The 19522-nt window shown below is 70.1% G+C and carries 19 protein-coding genes and 1 rRNA gene; 4 read left to right on the plus strand and 16 right to left on the minus strand.

Annotation, left to right across the window (positions count from 1 at the left end; all coding sequences use genetic code 11):
- Window positions 1–90: ribosomal RNA gene (gene rrf / locus ACWED2_RS10265) — 5S ribosomal RNA — on the plus strand; the annotation flags it as partial.
- Window positions 91–526: 436 nt separating this feature from the next.
- Here the strand turns inward: rrf and ACWED2_RS10270 are convergent.
- The 6 genes from ACWED2_RS10270 to ACWED2_RS10295 form a co-directional block, all read right to left on the minus strand.
- Entirely contained in the window at window positions 527–1738 is a 1212-nt protein-coding gene (locus tag ACWED2_RS10270; protein ID WP_449690137.1) for a L,D-transpeptidase, read from the minus strand.
- 103 nt (window positions 1739–1841) lie between these two features.
- Complete coding sequence (locus ACWED2_RS10275; RefSeq protein WP_449690138.1) at window positions 1842–2711, minus strand: patatin-like phospholipase family protein; 870 nt, start codon at window positions 2709–2711, stop codon at window positions 1842–1844.
- A gap of 17 nt (window positions 2712–2728) precedes the next feature.
- Window positions 2729–3376, minus strand: a complete 648-nt coding sequence (locus tag ACWED2_RS10280) for a DedA family protein (RefSeq protein ID WP_449690139.1) — start codon at window positions 3374–3376, stop codon at window positions 2729–2731.
- Window positions 3377–3420: 44 nt separating this feature from the next.
- The gene (lipA, locus tag ACWED2_RS10285) at window positions 3421–4422 is read right to left on the minus strand and encodes a lipoyl synthase (protein WP_449690140.1); all 1002 of its coding nucleotides are present in this window, start codon (window positions 4420–4422) and stop codon (window positions 3421–3423) included.
- Window positions 4423–4446: 24 nt separating this feature from the next.
- A complete protein-coding gene (locus ACWED2_RS10290) occupies window positions 4447–5397 on the minus strand; it encodes an oxidoreductase (RefSeq protein ID WP_449690141.1) in 951 nt (316 codons plus the stop codon).
- A 19-nt stretch (window positions 5398–5416) separates the two neighbouring features.
- Window positions 5417–5938, minus strand: a complete 522-nt coding sequence (locus ACWED2_RS10295) for a hypothetical protein (RefSeq protein ID WP_449690142.1) — start codon at window positions 5936–5938, stop codon at window positions 5417–5419.
- A gap of 130 nt (window positions 5939–6068) precedes the next feature.
- Between ACWED2_RS10295 and ACWED2_RS10300 the strand changes: the two genes are divergently transcribed.
- Both ACWED2_RS10300 and ACWED2_RS10305 read left to right on the plus strand, forming a co-directional pair.
- Window positions 6069–6680 (plus strand): TetR/AcrR family transcriptional regulator, encoded by a 612-nt coding sequence (locus ACWED2_RS10300; protein ID WP_449690143.1) that lies wholly within the window; start codon window positions 6069–6071, stop codon window positions 6678–6680.
- 5 nt (window positions 6681–6685) lie between these two features.
- Window positions 6686–7621, plus strand: coding sequence for an LLM class F420-dependent oxidoreductase (locus tag ACWED2_RS10305; protein ID WP_449690144.1), 936 nt, complete (start codon window positions 6686–6688; stop codon window positions 7619–7621).
- 109 nt (window positions 7622–7730) lie between these two features.
- Here ACWED2_RS10305 and lipB read toward each other — a convergent pair whose 3' ends face one another.
- The 5 genes from lipB to lpdA all read right to left on the minus strand — a co-directional run bounded on the left by lipB (window position 7731) and on the right by lpdA (window position 13286).
- On the minus strand, window positions 7731–8471 hold the full coding sequence (gene lipB, locus ACWED2_RS10310) for a lipoyl(octanoyl) transferase LipB (protein ID WP_449690145.1): 741 nt from the start codon (window positions 8469–8471) through the stop codon (window positions 7731–7733).
- Complete coding sequence (locus tag ACWED2_RS10315; RefSeq protein WP_449690146.1) at window positions 8468–9091, minus strand: phosphatase PAP2 family protein; 624 nt, start codon at window positions 9089–9091, stop codon at window positions 8468–8470. Before ACWED2_RS10315 ends, lipB begins: the two co-directional genes overlap by 4 nt.
- The gene (locus ACWED2_RS10320) at window positions 9088–9963 is read right to left on the minus strand and encodes a TIGR01777 family oxidoreductase (protein WP_449690147.1); all 876 of its coding nucleotides are present in this window, start codon (window positions 9961–9963) and stop codon (window positions 9088–9090) included. The genes ACWED2_RS10315 and ACWED2_RS10320 overlap by 4 nt, the downstream gene beginning before the upstream one ends.
- Window positions 9964–10060: 97 nt before the next feature.
- On the minus strand, window positions 10061–11857 hold the full coding sequence (gene sucB / locus ACWED2_RS10325; protein WP_449690148.1) for a 2-oxoglutarate dehydrogenase, E2 component, dihydrolipoamide succinyltransferase: 1797 nt from the start codon (window positions 11855–11857) through the stop codon (window positions 10061–10063).
- Between the two features lie 55 nt (window positions 11858–11912).
- Entirely contained in the window at window positions 11913–13286 is a 1374-nt protein-coding gene (gene lpdA, locus ACWED2_RS10330; RefSeq protein ID WP_449690149.1) for a dihydrolipoyl dehydrogenase, read from the minus strand.
- Between the two features lie 178 nt (window positions 13287–13464).
- Between lpdA and ACWED2_RS10335 the strand changes: the two genes are divergently transcribed.
- Window positions 13465–14358: an IS982 family transposase gene (locus ACWED2_RS10335; protein WP_449690150.1), complete on the plus strand. Its 894-nt coding sequence runs from the start codon at window positions 13465–13467 to the stop codon at window positions 14356–14358.
- 214 nt (window positions 14359–14572) lie between these two features.
- Here the strand turns inward: ACWED2_RS10335 and ACWED2_RS10340 are convergent, their stop codons facing one another.
- From ACWED2_RS10340 to glf, 5 genes are all read right to left on the minus strand, one after another.
- Window positions 14573–16090 (minus strand): hypothetical protein, encoded by a 1518-nt coding sequence (locus ACWED2_RS10340; RefSeq protein ID WP_449690151.1) that lies wholly within the window; start codon window positions 16088–16090, stop codon window positions 14573–14575.
- Window positions 16091–16165: 75 nt separating this feature from the next.
- Window positions 16166–16690 (minus strand): hypothetical protein, encoded by a 525-nt coding sequence (locus ACWED2_RS10345; protein ID WP_449690152.1) that lies wholly within the window; start codon window positions 16688–16690, stop codon window positions 16166–16168.
- A gap of 107 nt (window positions 16691–16797) precedes the next feature.
- Complete coding sequence (locus ACWED2_RS10350) at window positions 16798–17763, minus strand: decaprenyl-phosphate phosphoribosyltransferase (protein WP_449690153.1); 966 nt, start codon at window positions 17761–17763, stop codon at window positions 16798–16800.
- Entirely contained in the window at window positions 17760–18278 is a 519-nt protein-coding gene (locus ACWED2_RS10355; RefSeq protein WP_449690154.1) for a phosphatase PAP2 family protein, read from the minus strand. The genes ACWED2_RS10350 and ACWED2_RS10355 overlap by 4 nt, the downstream gene beginning before the upstream one ends.
- Window positions 18271–19494: a UDP-galactopyranose mutase gene (gene glf / locus ACWED2_RS10360; protein WP_449690155.1), complete on the minus strand. Its 1224-nt coding sequence runs from the start codon at window positions 19492–19494 to the stop codon at window positions 18271–18273. Before glf ends, ACWED2_RS10355 begins: the two co-directional genes overlap by 8 nt.
- Window positions 19495–19522 lie beyond the last annotated feature (28 nt).

Below are 19522 nucleotides of genomic sequence, written 5' to 3' on the forward strand. Positions count from 1 at the left end.
CCCGGTCCCATTCCGAACCCGGAAGCTAAGCCTGACAGCGCCGATGGTACTGCAACCGAAGGGTTGTGGGAGAGTAGGACACCGCCGAACTTACCGTGAAGAGAGGGCCTGGGCCCGGTAGAGACCACGAGTCTCCCGGCCCAGGCCCTTTCTCCATTTCCGCCTGCAATCACGCGAGACCCGGCCTCAATCACGCCAGTTCCGGCCCCAGCCACGCGAACCCCGCCCGGCCGGCCGCCGTGATGCCTCCCCCATCACGCGAGATGCCCCTCCAGACACGCATGAAGCCTCCCGGATCACAGCTGATGCCCCTTCGCCGCTCACCCGCCGGCGTGATCAGACCCGAATCTCGCGTGATCGAAGGCGGAACTCACGTGATTGGAGGCGGAACTCACGTGATGGGAAAGGCATCTCGCGTGACTGGGGAGGCATCACACGTGATTGGCGGGGCATCACGTGCTTCGGCCGGGAGCGTGGACGAGAAAGGGGGTCAGGAGCGGCGCTCCTGACCCCCTGAAGGTGACGGTTACTTGATGGCGGAGCCGGCTTGCCAGTCCGCCCAGGACTTGGACCAGTCGCCGTAGAGGTCCCAGACCGGGAGCTGGGGGCCTCCTGAATTGGTGACCTCCACGACGTCGCCCAGGCCCATGTTCTGGAAGAACCACTGGGCGTTCGCGTCGTTCAGGTTGATGCACCCGTGCGACACGTTGGAGCTGCCCTGCTGGCCCACGCTGTTCGGGTTCTCGTGGACGAACTCGCCGTCGTTGGAAATGCGCTCCGACCACTTCTCGTTGGAGCGGTACGCCTTCGGGTCCGGCGGGCAGACGCCGTACGTGCACGAATCCATCGTGTAGTTGGCCTGTTTGTCCGAAATCACGTGGGCGCCCAGGTGGGTCGGTGTGGCGTCCTTGCCCATCGAAATCGGCATCGACTTCACCATCTGGCCGTTGTGGAAGATCTGCATCTGCTCGCTGTTCCCGTCCGCCTTCGCGATCCAGGAATCGTGCACCTTGTACGTCTCCGTGCGGTCCTCCGCGCCGAACACCCCGCCACCGAAATCGACGCCGTAGATCTTGGCCGTCACTTTCAGCGTTGTGCCGGCCTGCCAGTACTCCTTCGGCCGGTAGTGGACGTTCGAGTCGTCGATCCAGTACCAGCTGCCGTCCTGCTTCGGGGTCGACTCCACCGTCAACGCCTTCTCGACCGCCGCCTTGTTCTTGACGGCGACCTTGCCGAAGCTGAACACGATCGGCTGGCCGACGCCGACACCCGTGCTCGCCACCGCGGACGGCGCCGGGATCAGGTTGGCGTTCGCCTGCTTCTTCGGCGACAGCGTCGTGATCTGGTTGTCCTGCTCGACCGGCTTCCCGTTGGCGCCCTGGGCGTGCGCGACGATCTTGTACGTCGAGCCGTAGCCCAGGGGCTCACTCGACGTCCAGCTCGACCCGTCCGCCGCCAGCTTGCCGGCGACCGTCTTCCCCTTGGCCGGGTTCGTCACCGTGACGTCGAGGAGTTTCCCGTTGGCCGCCTTGACGACGATCGGCGTCGCCGGGTTCACCGCCGTGCCGCCCGCGGGGTCGAACGTCACCGCGACCGCGGCTTCGGACGGCGAGGCGGACCCAGGCGCCGGCAGCCCATCGGCCGGCGAGCCGCCGTCGTCACCGGACGAACAGGCGGAAAGCAGCAGTGCTCCGGCGAGGATTCCGGCCACCGAAAGTAAAATCTTCTTGGGGAGCATATTATCTCTTTTTGGGAATTGGGATCGGCGGGCATTCGTCATCAAAACTACGCGATAGCGATGACGTTCTTGCCGGCGGATCGGTGCATCGGCGTGACGTGGATCACGTGATGACGAGCCCGGGTGCGCCGTAAAGCCCCGGCCCCGTCACCGAAAGCGCGCCGAGGTACTCGCGCGCCGCCGTGTACGCCTCTTCCGCCAGCGCTTCCGTGTGCCCGAAATCCAGCGGGTTCACTCGTACCGGTGCCGGCCCCGGCAGGTAGACCACCGGTACCGAAGCCGCGGCCAGCGGTGCTTCCAGCACCGCCTGGTTGCGCATGCTGATCATCGCGGTGAACATCATCACCTCGGCGAACGTCCGCGGCGCGGACGGCAGCTTCCCGGGGAACGCGCAGTCGAGCACCACCAGCGACTGCGCCCCCATGGCGAGGGCCTGCCGCATCGGCACGTTCGCGACGAGCCCGCCGTCGTACAGCAGCTGCCCGTCGTGCTCCACCGGGGGGAAGATGCCGGGGATCGCGCAGCTCGCCAGGAGCGGCTCGAGCAGGCGCCCGGACCGGATCAGCAACGGCTCGGCCGTGTCGACCTGCGTCGTGACGACGCCGAGGGGCAGCGCCAGGTCCTCGAAGCGGGTGTCCGCACCGAGGTGGTCGGCGATGATCCCGGCCAGCCCGGTGTTGGGGAACAGGTGGGTCTTGCTCTGCGTCAGCGTCCGGACGCGGCTCAGCACGCCGCCGGGGAACGCCTCGGCGCGCGTCATGTGCGCCCAGATGTCGTGCAGCCGCGCGAGCGCGTCGGTGCCGGAGCGGGCCAGCACGGCGGCGTTGAGCGAGCCGACCGACGTGCCGGTCACCACGTCCGGCGTGAGCCCGGCTTCGGTCAGGGCGCGCAGCATGCCGACCTGCATGGCGCCGAGGCTGCCGCCCCCGCCGAGGACGAAGCCGATCGGCCGGGGGAGATCCGCGAGACTCATGCCGCCGAATGTAGTACTCAGGGCACGCGTTCGGGCTCCGGCTCGGGGGTGGCGAGCGCCTTGCGCTTCTTCAGCCGCAGCAGGAAGAACACCGCGACGGCGGCGAGCACGGCGACCACGATCAGGCCGCCGGTGTTCAGGGCGCCTTCGATGCGCTTCGCGGCTTCACCCAGCGCCGCGCCGATGCTGATGTGGACCAGTGACCAGCAGAACGCGCCCGCCGCGGCGGCCGGCAGGAACTTGCGGAACGGCAACCCGGACGTCCCGGCCGCGGCCGGTGTCAACGTCCGGATCACCGGCAGGAACCGGGCGAAGAACACCGCCCAGGCGCCGCGGCGTTCGAGGACGCCGGTGGCCTTGTCCCAGGCCTCCAGGCCGTACTTGCGGATCAGCTTCGTCTCACGCAGGCGCGGCCCGAAGCGGCGGCCCATGCCGTAGCCGAGCGCGTCGCCCGCCGTCGCGCAGACGGTGACGACCAGCCACAGGGACAGGAACCGCGGCACGGTGTTCGCCGTCGTCGCCGCGATGAGCAGGCCGGATTCGCCGGGGGCCAGGAAACCCAGCCCGATCGTGCACTCGGCGAACACCAGGCCGCCGGTCGCGGCGACGAGCCCCGGTTCCGGGAGTCCTTGCAACCAGCTGAGGAGGTCCGAAACCAGGGCCATGCCGCCACTTTACCGATCCTTTAAGGACCATGGGGTGACGTGGGTCACCTCGCGAGGAGCGAAGCGGCTTCCTGAGCTGCGGGTCCTTCGGCGGCCAGGTGCCGCAGGTTCTCGGGCAGGACCTCGCCGCGGTGGGCCTTGGTCTGGGCGTAGAGGCGGCCCGCGCGGTAGGACGAGCGCACCAGCGGCCCCGCCATCACACCCGCGAAGCCCATCGCCTCCGCGGCCTTCGAGTGCTCGACGAACTCCTCCGGCTTCACCCACCGGTCCACCGGATGATGCCGCGGCGACGGCCGCAGATACTGCGTAATCGTCAAGATCTCACACCCGGCATCCACCAGATCCTGCATCGCCGGAGCCACCTCGTCCGGCGTCTCACCCATGCCCAGGATCAGGTTCGACTTCGTCACCAACCCGGCCTCACGCGCCGCCGTGATGACCTCCAACGACCGCGCATACCGGAACCCCGGACGGATCCGCTTGAAAATCCGCGGCACCGTCTCCACGTTATGCGCCAGCACCTCCGGACGCGACCCGAACACCTCAGCCAACTGAGCCGGATCCGCATTGAAATCCGGGATCAACAACTCGACACCCGTGCCCGGGTTCAACGCGTGGATCTGCCGCACAGTCTCCGCGTACAACCAGGCACCACCATCGGGAAGGTCATCCCGCGCCACACCGGTCACCGTCGAGTACCGCAAGCCCATGGCCTGCACCGACTCCGCAACCTTCCGCGGCTCAGTGCGATCCAGCGCCGCCGGTTTCCCGGTATCGATCTGACAGAAATCACACCGACGCGTGCACTGATCCCCACCGATCAAGAAGGTCGCTTCCCGGTCTTCCCAGCACTCATAAATGTTCGGACACCCCGCCTCCTCACAGACGGTGTGCAGACCCTCGCGACGCACCAGACCCTTGAGCTCGGTGAACTCCGGCCCCATCCGCACCCGCGTCTTGATCCACGACGGCTTCTTCTCGATCGGCGTCTCACTGTTGCGAACCTCGAGACGCAGCAGCTTCCGGCCTTCAGGCGCAGCACTCACACGTCAACCGTACGCCCGTCCGGCCTACGCGGGATCAGGGGTGACGCCGGTCAGCTTCGCGGTGACGTCCCACAGTGCGGCCCCCAGCGACTCGCTGCGCGCGGCCGGCAGGGGACGTCCCTTGACCGGATTGCCGCGCGTGCCGCCGAGGCCGCCGGGGACGATGTAGTCGCCGCCTTCGACGCCGTCCGCCGTGGCCGCGTACAGCTGCGGCAGCGCGCCCCGGCGGACGTTCTGCGCGAACAGGGCCTCACCGATCTTGTGGCCGCCGGCGATGACCGAGCGGACGACCGGGTTGCTGTACGAGCGCGCCATGCCGCTGCCGAGGCCGGTCGCGGTGTAGCCGGGGTGGGCGGCGACGCCGACGACGTCGTCGCCTGCCGCGCGCAGCCGCCGGTCGAGTTCCATGGCGAACACCTGGTTCGCCAGCTTCGACTGCCCGTACGCGGTCGCCGGGTTGTAGCGGCGGTGCTCGAAGTTGGGGTCTTCGACGTCGATGCGGGCGCCGGTGGCGGCGATGCTCGACAGCGCGACGACCCGGGCGTGCCGTCCGCCGCGCAGGGCGGGCAGCAGCAGCCAGGTCAGCGCCGCGTGCCCGAGGTGGTTGGTGCCGAACTGCAGCTCGAAGCCGTCGGCCGTGCGGCCCCGGGCGGTGGCCATCACGCCGGCGTTGTTGACCAGGACGTCGAGCGTGTCGCCGGTGCGTTCCCGCACCGACACGGCCGCCGCGCGCACCGACGCGAGCTCGCTCAGGTCCAATGGGATGAGCTCGGGTCCGGCGCCCGCGGCGGCCGCTTTCACGATTTCGAGTGCCTTCGCGCCGCGCTCGGCGGAACGGCAGGCGAGGAGCACGCGGGCCCCCTTGCCCGCGAGCACCTGTGACGTGCGCAGGCCGAGGCCGGAATTCGCTCCGGTGACCAGGACGGTGCGGCCGCTCTGGTCGGGGATGTCCGCTTCGGTCCAGCGCTGTGTCATGGGTGACACTTAACTCCGTTTACGCACTGGGCGCGAGCAGCCGCCGCAGGTGTCCGATCACCGGACGGCGGCGAGTGGTCTCCGAGCGGTTCGCCCGCAGCAGCGCCTCGAACGCGCGACCCACCTTGACGATCTCTTCGGCCGGTTCGCGCGGGTCGGCCAGCCCGGCCGTGACGGCGAGCATCCGCAGCTCGCCTTCGTGCATCCGGCGCAGCGACGCGTGCCGCTCGTAGGCGCCGTCGAGGACCGCGTGCAGGTCGGCGTGCTCGTCGACGGCGGCGCGCCAGGCGCGGGTGACGGCGTCGACGTGGTCGCCGAGGCCGTCGGCGTCGTCCGGGTCGACGACCTCGCTGCGCAGACGGCCGCTCAGCGTACGCGTCCACTGGTACTGCAGGGCGGTGAGGACGTTTTCCTCGGTGCCGAAGTGCTCTTCGGCACCGGGCACCTCCTCGAGCGGCAGCGGCGCGCCCGGGTTCCGGGCGGCCAGGCGGACGGTCGCTTCGAGGATTTCCTGACGTCGATAGAAGTCGGTCCAGCTCATCTGTGGCTCCCCTTCCGTGGCCCGGGTCATACCGCCGGTCTGCGGCATACTCCCGGTACGGACCTGACGCGCCGAACATACCATGAGTATGGAGAGCTGTTCCCGGCGTAAAGTTGTGAAGGTGGCGACAATGAGGTCCAGACGACTCGACTACTCCGAGTCGACGCGGTCCGCGCTGGTCGACAGCGCGGTCGAACTGTTCACCAAACGCGGATACGCGGGTACCTCGCTCGACGAGATCGCCAAACGCGCCCGGGTGACCAAGGGTGCGCTGTACCACCACTTCAGCGGCAAGCAGGCGCTGTTCGAAGCCGCGTTCGAGCAGGTGGAGGGCCTCGTCTACGACCGGCTCGACAAGATCATGACCGGCGAAGGCACGCCGTGGGAGCGGGCGCTCGCCGGGCTCAACGCGTTCTTCCGCGCCTGCCTCGACCCCGCCTACCAGCGGATCGCCATCCACGAGGCGCCGGTCGTGATGGGCTGGGAGCGCTGGCGCGAGGCCGAGGAGCGGTGCAGCTTCGGGCTCGTGCGGTCCGGCCTGCAGTCGCTGATCGACGCGGGCGAGGTCGAGCCGGTGCCGGTCGAGGTCACCGCGCGGCTGCTGTTCGGCGCCCTGTCGAGCGCGGCGACCGAAATCGCCGGTTCGCCCGACCCGAAGAAGGTCGGCGCCGAGATCGAGGACGTCATCGTCCGCATGCTGGTACGGCTGCGGCGCACGGAGCCGGACGCCTCGATAGGCTGATCTTCGTGGACTTGAGGATCTTCACCGAGCCCCAGCAGGGGGCCAGCTACGACGACCTGCTGCGCGTCGCCAAGGCGACCGAAGCCGCCGGGTACGACGCCTTCTTCCGCAGTGACCACTACCTGAAGATGGGCTCGGCCGACGGCCTGCCCGGCCCGACCGACGCGTGGATCACCCTGGCCGGCCTGGCCCGGGAGACCAGCCGCATCCGGCTGGGCACGCTGGTCACCGCGGCGACGTTCCGGCACCCGGGACCCCTCGCCATCTCGGTGGCGCAGGTCGACCAGATGTCCGGCGGGCGCGTCGAATTCGGCCTCGGCGCCGGCTGGTACGACGCCGAGCACGAGGCATACGGCCTGACGCTGCCGCCGCTGAAGGAGCGCTTCGACCGCTACGCCGAGCAGCTCGAGATCGTCACCGGGCTGTGGAAGACGCCTTTGGGCTCGACGTATTCGTTCGACGGTCAGTACTACAAGCTGTCCGAGTCGCCGGCCCTGCCGAAGCCGGCGCAGTCCCCGGCCCCGCCGGTGATCATCGGCGGCGGCGGCAAGAAGCGCACGCCGGCGCTGGCGGCGCGGTTCGCGGACGAGTTCAACCTGCCGTTCACCGACGCCGAGACGGCGGCCGCCCAGTTCGCCCGCGTCGAGGCGGCCGCGGCGGAGATCGGGCGCGACCCGAAGGAGATCCTGCGCTCGGTGGCCCTGGTCATCGGGGTCGGGCGGTCCGACGCGGAGGTCGCCCAGCGAGCTTCGGTGCTCGGGCGGGACGTCGCCGAGCTGAAGGCCAACGGGCTGGCCGGGTCGCCCGCGGAGGTCGTCGACCGGATCGGGCAGTGGCGGGAGAAGACCGGGATCACCCGGCTCTACCTGCAGCTGCTGGACCTTTCGGACCTGGACCAGCTCGATCTGGTCGCCGCCGAGGTGGCTCCGCAGCTGGACTGAGCAGCCCCCGTTTTCCACGCTGGCGGAAGGGACTGACAGTTCCGGATGCCGAAGCAGGGCCGGCCTCCTGTTGTCCACAGGAGGCCGGCCTTGTGCATGAAGGTCGGGGTCAGTTCTGGAGCGCGAAGGTGACGCCGGGGGCCTGCGGGGCCTCCGGGCGGGGGAGCCAGCGGTCCTCGCTCACCGAGAGCTCACCTTCGAGGGCCGCCAGGACCGCGTCGCGGGCCAGGGGGAGGACCGCCTCCACCGTCACGTCCCGCTGCAGCTCGTACGACAGCGACGTCACCCCCGCGTCGCGGATGCCGCACGGGACGATGGTGTCGAACGCCGCCAGGTCGGCGTTGCAGTTCAGCTCGAAGCCGTGCATCGTCACACCGCGCTGGACGCGGATGCCGATCGCCGCGATCTTGCGCTCGATCCCGCGCTCGTCGGCGGGGATCCATACCCCGCTGCGGCCCTCGACCCGGCCGCTCGCCACGCCGAGCTGGTCGCACACGTGGATCAGCGCCTCCTCCAGCCGCCGCACGTAGTGGACCACGTCGATCGGGTCGGCGAGCTTCACGATCGGGTAGCCGACCAGCTGGCCGGGGCCGTGCCAGGTGATCTTGCCGCCGCGGTCGACGTCGATCACCGGGGTGCCGTCCGTGGGGCGGTCGCTCTCCTCGGTGCGCTTGCCCGCCGTGTACACCGACGGGTGCTGCAGCAGGAGCATCGTGTCCGGTGCGGTGCCGTCCGCACGCGCGGTCAGGAAACTCCGCTGGAGCTCCCAGGCTTCGGTGTAGTCGATCGTGCCGAGCTCGCGGACGTCGACGGGTTCGGTGCTGGCGCGGCAGGTGCGGGAAGGACTCACCCGTCGAGGCTACGCCCGTCACCCGGGGGAAGCAGCCGCAAGGCGCACGCTGAGAGCAGCCCGACACCGGTCACCGCCAGCACTGCGCCGATCGTGTCGCTCACCCAGTGCACGCCCAGCAGCACCCGGCAGGCGGCGCTCAGCAGCACCGCCGCCGCGGAGATCAGCAGGACGCGGTTCACCAGCCGCGGCCACAGCCACGCGCAGAGCAGCACCAGTACGAACCCGACGCTCGCCACCGACGTCACGTGCCCGCTCGGGTAGCTCAGGTCGGGGTAGTCGCGCGGACGCTCCCGCAGGAAGAGCGGCTTGGCCGCCACGCTGGTCAGCCGGCACAACAGCAGCACGACGGCGAGCCGCACGCACAACCCGGTGTGCCGCCGCTGCCGCAACCCCAGCGCGAGCAGCGCCACCCCGAGGATCCAGGGGAGCACCGGGCCGAGGACGTCGCTGCCGATCTGCGCGACCCGCCCGAGTGGCTGCGTGTAGACGCCGTGGAGAGCGTTCGCCACCTGCGAGTCGAGGGTCAGGGGATGCCGGGCGACACCGAGCCCCAGCGCGACGAAGGCCGCCGCCAGCGCGAAGCCGACGACGAGCCAGCGCTTGACGGGGACAGTCACGCCGCGGCGAGCGCCCGGTCGAGGGTCGGGTGCCGGAACGCGTACCCGGACCGCTCCAGCGCGGCCGGGACGGCCCGCTGCCCGAACAGCGCCATTTCCTCCCCGGCCTGCCCGAGCACCGCCTTGAGCGCGATCCCGGGCACCCACCACGGCGCGGGCCGGTGCAGCGCGCGGCCCACGGCCCGGGTGAACTCGGCGTTGGTGACCGGCTCCGGGCCGGTCAGGTTCACCGGCCCCGACACGTCGTCGTGCGTCAGGACGTGGACGATCGCCCCGGCTTCGTCCTCGAGGGAGATCCACGGCATGTACTGGCTGCCGTCACCGAGGCGGCCGCCCAGGCACAGCGCGAAGAGCGGCCGCAGCGTGCCGTACAGGCCGCCCTTGGCCGAAAGCACCAGCCCGGTGCGGATCTTCACGACCCGCGCGTCGCCGGCGCCCGCCGTCGCCGCTTCCCAGCCTTCGCACAGCTCGGCGAGGAAACCCCGGCCGCGCGGCGCGGACTCGTCCACAGTGGACGACCCGGTGTGCCCGTAGTACCCGACGGCGGACGCGTTCACGAGCACGCCGACGCCGTGTTCGGCCACGGCTTCGGCGAGCACCTCGGTCGGCTCGACCCGGCTGTCGGTGAGCTGCTGCTTGCGCATCGCGCTCCACCGGCCGGGGAACAGCCGCTGGCCACCCAGGTTCACGACGGCGTCGACGCCCTCGAAGGCACCGCTCGCGATGGTGCCCGACGGCGGGTCCCAGCGGAATTCGCCACCTTCACGGGCCTCGCGCCGCACCAGCCGGCGCACTTCGTGGCCCTCGCGCCGCAGGCGTTCGCCCAGCGCCGACCCGATCAAGCCGCTCGCTCCGGCGATCAGTACTCGCATGCCTCGATCGTTGCGCATTCGCTCCGCCACCGCACGTCCGGCCCGGACACGGCGAAGGCCGCCACGGAAATCCGTGGCGGCCTTCGTCCGGGGTTGCTCAGAGACCGAGTTCGCTCTCGAAGTTGCCCTCTTCCAGGCGCTGCTTGATCGTCGTCAGGAAGCGGCCCGCGTCGGCCCCGTCCACCAGGCGGTGGTCGTAGGTCAGCGGCAGGTACGCCATCGACCGGACGGCGATCGTGTCGTTGCCGTCGGCGTCCGCGATCACCACGGGGCGCTTGACGACCGCGCCGGTGCCGAGGATGCCCGATTGCGGCTGCACGATGATCGGCGTGTCGAACAGCGCGCCGACGCTGCCGATGTTCGTGATCGAGAAGGTGCCGCCCGACAGCTCGTCCGGCTTGATCTGGCCCGCCCGCGCGCGGCCCGCCAGGTCGGCGATCCGGTGCGCGAGACCGGCCAGGCTCAGCTCGCCCGCATCGTGGATCACGACCGAGAGCAGGCCGCGCTCGGTGTCCACCGCGATGCCCAGGTGCACGGCGCCGTGGTAGGTGATCTCCTTCGTGTCCTCGTTGTAGGACGCGTTGACGTTCGGGTGCTGCTTGAGCGCCTCGACCGTGGCCTTCGCGAAGAACGGCAGGAACGTCAGGTTGACGCCCTCGCGCTCCTTGAAGCCCGCCTTCGCGCGCTGGCGCAGCTTGGCGATCTTCGTGACGTCGACCTCCTGGACCTGCGTGAGCTGCGCGGCGATCTGCAGCGACTCGCGGGTCTTGGTGGCCGTGATCTGGCGGATCCGGCTGGCCTTCTGCACGGTGCCGCGCAGCGCGGCGAGCTCCGGCGACACCGCGGCCGCGGGACGCGCGGCGGGCGCCGACGGGGCGGCGGCAGCGGCCGGAGCGGCGGCGGCCGGAGCGGCGGCGGCCGGAGCCGGTGCGGCGGCGGCCTTCTGCTTCTCCTCGGCCGCGGCCAGGACGTCCTGCTTGCGGATCCGGCCGCCGACGCCGCTGCCGGTCAGCGACGCGAGGTCGATGCCGTGCTCCGACGCGAGCTTGCGGACCAGCGGCGTGACGTACGGGCCGTCCGCCGAGCCGTCCTTCGCCGCGGCGGCCGGGGCCGACTGCGTGGCGGCCGAGGCCGGGGCGGCCTGCGGCTTCGGTTCCGGCTTGGGCTCCGGGGCCTGCTGAACCGGCTCCGGCTTGGGCTCGGGCTTCGGTTCCGGCTTGGGTTCCGGCTTCGGCTCGGGCTTGGGTTCCGGCTTCGCCTCGGCCTTCGGCGCCGCACCGGCGTCACCGATCACGGCCAGGACGCCGCCGACCTCGACGGTCTCGTCCTCGCCCGCGCGGATCTCCAGCACCGTGCCGGCCACCGGCGACGGCACCTCGGTGTCGACCTTGTCGGTGGAGATCTCGAGCAGCGGCTCGTCGACCTCGACCGAGTCGCCGACCGCCTTCAGCCAGCGCGTGACGGTGCCCTCGGTGACGCTCTCGCCCAGCTCGGGCAGCTTCACCTCGGTGCCTTCGCCGCCCGCGGCCGGCGCGGTGTCCGGCTTGCTCGGCGCGCTCTCTTCGGCCTGGGCCTGCGGTTCCGGCTCCGGCTGCGAAGGCTCGGAGGCCGCGGGCTCTTCCTGCGCCGGGGCCGACGACTCCGGCACACCGCCGGTGCCGTCGTCGATGACGGCGAGCTCGCCGCCGACCTCGACGGTCTCGTCTTCCTGGGCGCTGATCTTCACGACCGTGCCCGCCACCGGGGAGGGCACCTCGGTGTCGACCTTGTCGGTCGAGATCTCGAGCAACGGCTCGTCGACCTCGACGGTGTCGCCCTCCTGCTTAAGCCACCGGGTGACGGTGCCTTCGGTGACGCTCTCCCCGAGCTCCGGCAATGTGACGGAGTAGGCCATCGTTCGCTGACTCCTCTTCCAAGTTCTGCGTGGTCTGGATTCTGCTGGTGGGACGTCAGCTGTGCACGTGCAGCGGCTTCCCCGCGAGGGCGAGGAACGCTTCACCGAGGGCCTCGGTCTGGGTGGGGTGCGCGTGGATCAGCGGGGCGACGTCCTCGGGGAAGGCCTCCCAGCTGTAGATCAGCTGCGCTTCGCCGATCAGCTCGCCGACGCGGTCGCCGACCATGTGGACCCCGACGACCGGGCCGTCCGGGGCCTTGACCAGCTTGACCCCGCCGGAGGTCTTGAGGATCTGGCTCTTGCCGTTGCCGCCCAGGTCGTAGGTGAACGTCGTGACGTCCGAGCCGTACTTGTCCTTGGCCTGCGACTCGGTCAGCCCGACCGACGCGACCTCCGGGTGCGAGTAGGTGACCCGCGGGATGCCGCTCTCGTCGATGACGCGCGGGTTCTGCCCCGCGATCTCCTCGGCGACGAAGATGCCCTGCTGGAAGCCGCGGTGGGCGAGCTGCAGGCCGGGGACGATGTCGCCGACGGCGTAGACGTTCGGCAGGTTCGTGCGCAGCCGCTCGTCGGTGAGGACGAAGCCGCGCTCGATCTTGACGCCGGCCTCCTCGTAGCCGTGGCCGGCCGAGTTCGGCCCGCGGCCGACGGCGACCAGCAGCAGGTCGGCCTCGATGGTCTCGCCGGACTCCAGCGAGACGCTCACGCCGTTGTCGTCCTGCTTCGCGCCGGTGAACTTCACGCCGGTCTTGAAGGCGATCTTGCGGCGGCGGAAGGCGCGCTCGAGCTGCTTGGACGCGAACTCGTCCTCGTTCGGGACCAGCCGCGGCAGGGCCTCGACGATGGTGACGTCGACGCCGAAGGAGGCCCACACGCTGGCGAACTCGACGCCGATGACGCCGCCGCCGAGGACCACGACCTTCTTGGGGACGTAGTCGAGGGCCAGTGCCTGCTCGCTGGCGATGATGCGGCCGCCGAGCTCCAGGCCGGGCAGCGTGCGCGAGTACGAGCCGGTGGCGAGGATGACGTTCTTGCCGGTGTAGCGGGTGCCGTCCACCTCGACGGTCGTGCCGCCGACGAACGTGCCGCTGCCCTCGACGAGGTTCACCTTGTGCGCCTTGGCCAGGCCCTGCAGGCCCTTGTACAGGCGGGCGACGATCCCGTCCTTGTACTTGTTGACCCCGGCGATGTCGATGCCCTCGAAGGCGGCCTTGACGCCGACCGCTTCGGCTTCCCGGGTCTCGTCGGCGACCTCGGCGGCGTGCAGCAGGGCCTTGGTCGGGATGCAGCCCCGGTGGAGGCACGTCCCGCCAAGCTTGTCCTTTTCGATCAGCGTGACGGAAAGGCCCAGCTCGGCCGCGCGGAACGCCGCGGCGTAGCCGCCCGATCCGCCTCCCAGGATCACGAGGTCGGCGGAGGTGTCGGTCACTTCATTAACTCCTCGGCAAGCAGTGGGGTGTTGCTCTGTCGTCGCGCCCGCGCCCGGTATAACCGCGCGCGCGACACCGCCATCTTGTCACTACGCCGGACGGGGCTGCGAGCTAGACGAGTAATGCGTAAGTCAGGGCGGTGACCGGAGACGGACGAAGGGTGTCCAAGATCCGTTTGTGACGACAGACCTGAACACCCTTCTCACCGCACTCTACGTCAAGATCGACGACCACCTCACCGGCAGGCGCCGGACGGGCCGGCCACCGAAGCTGACCGACGCCGAGCTGGTGACCCTGGCCGTGGCCCAGGCATTGCTGGGGTTCACCTCCGAGGCCCGCTGGTTGCGGTTCCTGCCCGCCCGGATGCCCGGAGCGTTCCCGTATCTGCCCAGCCAGTCCGGCTACAACCGCCGCCTGCGCGCCGCGCTGCCGCTGGTCAAACAGGTCATGAGACTGCTCGCGGTCGATACCGACCTGTGGACCGACACCACCTGGATCGTCGACTCCACTCCAGTCGAATGCGGCCGATCCCGGCCCACCGTGAAGCGCTCGGAGCTGGCCGGCTGGGCCAAATACGGCTTCTGCCGCTCCCACTCCCGCTGGTTCTGGGGACTGCGGCTGCATCTGGTCTGCACCCCGGCCGGGCTCCCCATCGCCTGGGCGCTGGCTGATCCGAAGGTCGACGAGCGGCAGGTGCTCATGGCCATCTGCGACCACGAGCCCCGCCTGCTCACCGACCGGCCCGGCCTGCTGATCATCGCCGACAAAGGCTACGTCTCCGCCGAACTGGACCGCTTCCTCGCCGAGCGCGGGGTCCGGCTGATCCGCCCGTCTTACCGCAACCGCCGACCCCATCCCGGTGAGCCGCTGCTGAAGTCCATCCGCCAGCTCATCGAGTCGGTCAACGACACCCTCAAAGGCCAGCTCAACCTCGAACAACACGGCGGACGCACCATCGAAGGGGTCGGCGTCCGCGTCGCCCAACGCCTCCTCGCGTTGACCGCCGCTATCTGGCACAACCGCGCTACTGGCCAGCCCGTCACCCGGTCCCTGACCGCCTACGACCACTGATCGAGTTACGCATTACTCGTCTAGGGCCGCTGCACCTTTGGCCGCCCGATGGCCTCCGAACACCCAAGCGACCTGCACAACAACTTCGCCGGAACCCCCGCCCTCCCAGGGGGGCGTGCCCAAGTCCATTCTACCGGCGAAGGGCGACAGAACTCGCCGGAAAGGCGTTTGCCGCGGGAGCTGTCCACATTGGCCGGGGCCTGTGGACGGCTCCTCAGCCGCCGGTGGCGTGGGCGGGGACCAGGTAGAGGTTCTGGCTGCCCACCCACGGTGAGTCGATGTGCCAGCTCGCCAGGGCCGTCCGGGGCGGCGTGCGGCGGGTGGTCGCCAGGACCAGGTCCGGGCTGGCCGGGGCCACGCTGTGGTCGAAGTTGTGGAAGTTGGCCTCCAGCAGCGCCCGGCCCAGGTCGCCGCTGCGGCGCTTGGTCTCGGTGATCGCCGGGTCGACCGCTCCGCGGTCGGAGAACTCGTCGACCAGCTGGCAGTCGCACGCGTACGCCAGCGCGCCGACTTCGCCCGCCGTCTCGACCTTGCGGCCGTGGGCGATCGTCGCCAGCTCGTGGCCGATCTCGCGGTACTCCGTCGTCGACGCGTGGTTGCTGGTGATCGGCGCGAACTGGCGGGGCAGGCCGGGCAGCGCGTACACCGCGACGCTCGCCGCGAGGGCCGCTCCGGCCACCGTCCACGTCGCGCGCCGCACCCGCTCGGGGACCGCCGAGGCGCAAGCGGCCAGGAAGACCGTCGCGCCGATGATGCTCGGCGCGTAGTACCAGTGGTAGGGCGGCACGCCCAGGCGGCTGTAGGCCAGGTAGTGCAGCGCGCCGGCGGCGGCGAGCGCCGCGAACGGCGTCAGGCGGCGGGCCGTCTCGGAGCCGCGGCGGTACTGGACGACCCAGGCCGCTCCGGCCAGGCCCGCGAGCAACAGCGGCAGGAACGACAGCGCGGCCGCCGCCGGGAAGTTGCGCCAGTACAGCAGCGGGCCGTTGGCGAAGCTGAACGGGCCCCACGACTGCTGGCTGATCTTGATGACGAGCGTGTCCGGCACGGCCGAGCCGAGCACCACCCAGCTGAACCCGAACCAGGGCAGCGTGACGGCGAGCGCCGCGAAGGCCGTCCGCCAGATGCCGGTCCAGAACTCGCGGCGAGCGGCGAACAGCACCGCGGCGATCAGCAGCAGGTCGATCCGCACGAGCGCGAGCAGCCCGATCACCACGCCCAGGCGGCGCGCCCGCCGCTCCCCCGCGTAGACCAGCGTCCAGACGACGCCGGTGGCACCGAGCGCCACCTCCAGCCCGACCGAGGACAGCAGCAGCGGGTTGAACAGCAGCAACGCGAAGGTCAGCGGCGCGAACGCGGGCGGCAGACCGGTGCGTTCGCCCAGGCGGCGCAGGCCGAGCACGAGCAGCACCTGCGTGGCGACGAACACGACGCCGGCGGCCAGCACGGCGTCGCGTACGACGAACGTGACCGCGCCGAGGGCCAGGACGTTCAGCGGGGACGTCGCGGTATTCGCCGTCCCCTGCTCGATCAGGCCCCAGTGGCCGTGGAAGGCGAGGTTCTTCGCGTAGGACAGCGTGATGTACGTGTCATCGATGAGATGGCTGCTGACCAGGGCGAACACGACCGCGGAGGCGGCCGCGGCGCCAGCCGGCAGGGCCCACGAGCGGACGGCGGGAATGGCCGCCGGCAGCGCGCGGACGGCGTTGGGGAGTTCTGCGGAGGCGCTTCGCATCCCGGCCACCGTACCCCGCCCGTGATGCTTCTGTGATCTGAGCGGGGTACGGGTGGCCGAGGCCACAGTCCGGGATCAGCTGCCGTCCCCGGTGCCGGGGCCGGCGTTCCCGCGGCCGCCGAAGCCGGGTCCGCGGCCGTTGAAGCCCTGGTCGGGGCCGTTGTACTGGCGGTGGATGCCGGGGCGGCCGTCACGGGGGCCGTGGTGGCCGACGGCGGCGATCCCGCCCACGATCACGCCGCCGACGAGCATGCCGAGCACACCGACGGCGACGAGCTGGGTGGCCCGGTGCCCGACGAACCGCCGGAACCCGCCAGGTTGCCGTGGGGCGGCCGGCGGCGGGCCCCAGGCGGCGTAGGGCTGCCCGGGGGCGGGCTGGGCGAACTGCGGACCGGGCGGCGGCTGCTGCCCGTGGACGGCGGTCTGGTCGGCCGCGGTGGCGCTGGACGCCTGGTCGGACGCACTCTCCGCAGGCTCGGACGCAGGCGTGCCCGCCGGGTCGCCGGACGCCGCTGTCGGCGGGGTGGCCGCGGTCGGGTGTTCGACGGTCGGCTGCTCGGCCCCGTCCGGGGCCTTCTCCTCGCGCGGCTGGTCGTTCATGGTCGCTCCTGTGGTCACGGGGACGGGCGCAGTGCCCGCCCCCACCACCTCAGGGTGCGCCGCTCAGCTGTGTGCGAGCTGAACCGAACCTGTCGATCCGCAATGAGTCACAGGTAGAACGCGAGGAACAGCGTGATCACCCAGGTCGCGCCCAGTACCTGCAGGATGCGGTCCTTGAGCGCGATCTCCTCGGGCTCGCCCGCGATGCCGCCGTCGACGTCCACCGCGTAGCGCAGCACCGCCACCAGGAACGGCACCATCGAGATCAGCGCCCACACGGAGTTGTGCTCGGTCTGGCGGATCTCGAACGCCCAGAGGCAGTACGACATGATCAGGATCGCCGCCGACGTCGCCCAGACGAACCGGAGGTAGCTGGCCGAATACTTCTTCAGCGACGAGCGGATCTTCGCGCCGGTCCGCTCGAAGAGCATGATCTCCGCGTAGCGCTTGCCCGCCACCATGAAGAGCGAGCCGAACGCCGTGACCAGCAGGAACCACTGCGAAAGCGCGATGCCGCCCGCGACACCGCCGGCGATGGAGCGCATCAGGAAGCCCGAGCCGACGATGGCCAGGTCGACCACCGGCTGGTGCTTGAGGCCGAAGCAGTAGCCGAGCTGGACGGCCTCGTAGACGCCCAGCACGACCGCCAGCTGCCAGCTGGCGAGGAACGAGACGCCGAGGCCGGCCAGGAAGAACACGACCGCGGCCCCGTACGCGACGGGGACCGGCACGATCCCGGCCGCGATCGGCCGGTTGCGCTTGGTCGGGTGGGCGCGGTCGGCCTCGACGTCGATGGCGTCGTTGATGAGGTAGACCGAGCTCGCTGTCAGCGAAAAGGCCACGAAGGCGATGATCGCGTCGATCAGCAGACCGGTGCGATCCGTCGACTTCGAGAACGCGAAGAACGGGGCCGCGAAGACCAGGACGTTCTTCACCCACTGCCGCGGCCGCGCCGTCTTGATGACGCCGCCGACCAGGCCCAACGGGCCACGTGACACAGCCTCCGGGGTCACCGGAGCATCAGGAGTCACGGCAGTTTCGTCGCTGTTGCGCTGCTCGGTCGTTTCGCTCATGGGTTCTTTTTCAGCTTCCGTCGTATCAGACCACCGACGAGCCCCCCGAGAGCTGCACCGGCCAAGACGTCTGTCGGATAGTGAACGCCGAGCACGAGCCTCGAGGCCAGCATCGGCGGTACCAGGGCGGGCACCAGGTTACGCCCGGTCAATCCGGAGTAGAGCACCGCCGCCGCCGTGGTGGACGTCGCGTGCGACGACGGGAAGCTCAGCTTGCTCGGCGTGCCGACCAGGACCTCGACGCTCGGGTGGTCCGGCCGCGGCCGCCTGACCACGCGTTTCACCGCGATGGACGCGGCGTGCGCGCCGACGACACCCGCCGACGCGACCAGCCAGTCCTTGCGCCGCTTCTTGTCGACGACGGCGCCGAGCACGCCCAGGCCGAACCAGCCCAGCGCGTGCTCGCCGAAGTGCGACATGCCGCGCGCAGCCTTCACCGAAGCTTCACTCTTCAGAAAGCCCTGCGCCTTGGCGAGGACTGCCACCTCGCCGGCGGGCTGTCCCTTCTCAAGCATCCAGGGACCCGTCGAGCGGCGCGCCGTCGGTCAGGTGCGGGGCGATCTTGTTGTCGAACGCCGACAGCGCCGAACCGATGGCCATGTGCATGTCGAGGTACTTGTACGTGCCCAGCCGGCCGCCGAACAGCACGTTCTTCTCGCGGGCCTCTTTCTTGGCCAGCTCACGGTAGGCCTCGAGCTTCTCGCGGTTCTCCGGCGTGTTGATCGGGTAGTACGGCTCGTCGTCCTCGCCCGCGAAGCGGGAGTACTCGCGGAAGATGACCGTCTTGTCCTTGGGGTAGTCCCGCTCCGGGTGGAAGTGCCGGAACTCGATGATCCGGGTGTAGGGGACTTCCTGGTCGTTGTAGTTGACGACCGAGGTGCCCTGGAAGTCGCCGGTCTCCGCGACCTCGGACTCGAAGTCGACGGTGCGCCAGGTGAACTTGCCCGCCGAGTAGTCGAAGTAGCGGTCCAGCGGCCCGGTGTAGACGGTCGGGGTGCCCGCCGGGATGTGCTCGCGGACGTCGAAGTAGTCGACGTTCAGCCGGATCTCGATGTTCTCGTGCTCGGCCATCTTCTCGAGCCACGCGGTGTACCCGTTGACGGGCAGGCCCTCGTAGGTGTCGTTGAAGTACCGGTTGTCGAAGTTGTAGCGGACCGGCAGGCGCGTGATGATGTTCTCGCCCAGGTTCTTGGGGTCGTTCTCCCACTGCTTCGCGGTGTAACCGCGGATGAAGGCCTCGTAGAGGGGACGGCCGACCAGCGAGATCGCCTTTTCCTCGAGGTTCTGCGCAGCGCTCGTCTCGAACTCCGACGCCTGCTTCGCGATCAGCTCGCGGGCCTCGTCCGGGGTGTGCGACTTGCCGAAGAACTGGTTGATCAGGGCCAGGTTCATCGGGAACGAGTAGACCTGGTCCTTGACCCGCGCGAAGACGCGGTGCTGGTAGTTGGTGAACTCGGTGAACCGGTTCACGTACTCCCACACCCGCTTGTTCGAGGTGTGGAACAGGTGGGCCCCGTACTTGTGCACCTCGATCCCGGTCTCCGGGTCGGGCTCCGAGTACGCGTTGCCGCCGAGGTGGCTGCGTCGCTCGAGGACGAGGACCTTCTTGCCCAGCTCGGCCGCGGCCCGTTCGGCGACGGTCAGCCCGAAGAAGCCGGACCCGACGACGACGAGGTCGTAACCTGCGAAATCGTCTTCAGTAATGTTGGCGGGGTTCGTGTGCGCGCTCACGGGCGTCGAGGGTACGCAGGTCGGTCGC

This window comes from Amycolatopsis sp. NPDC005003, from assembly GCF_053600695.1.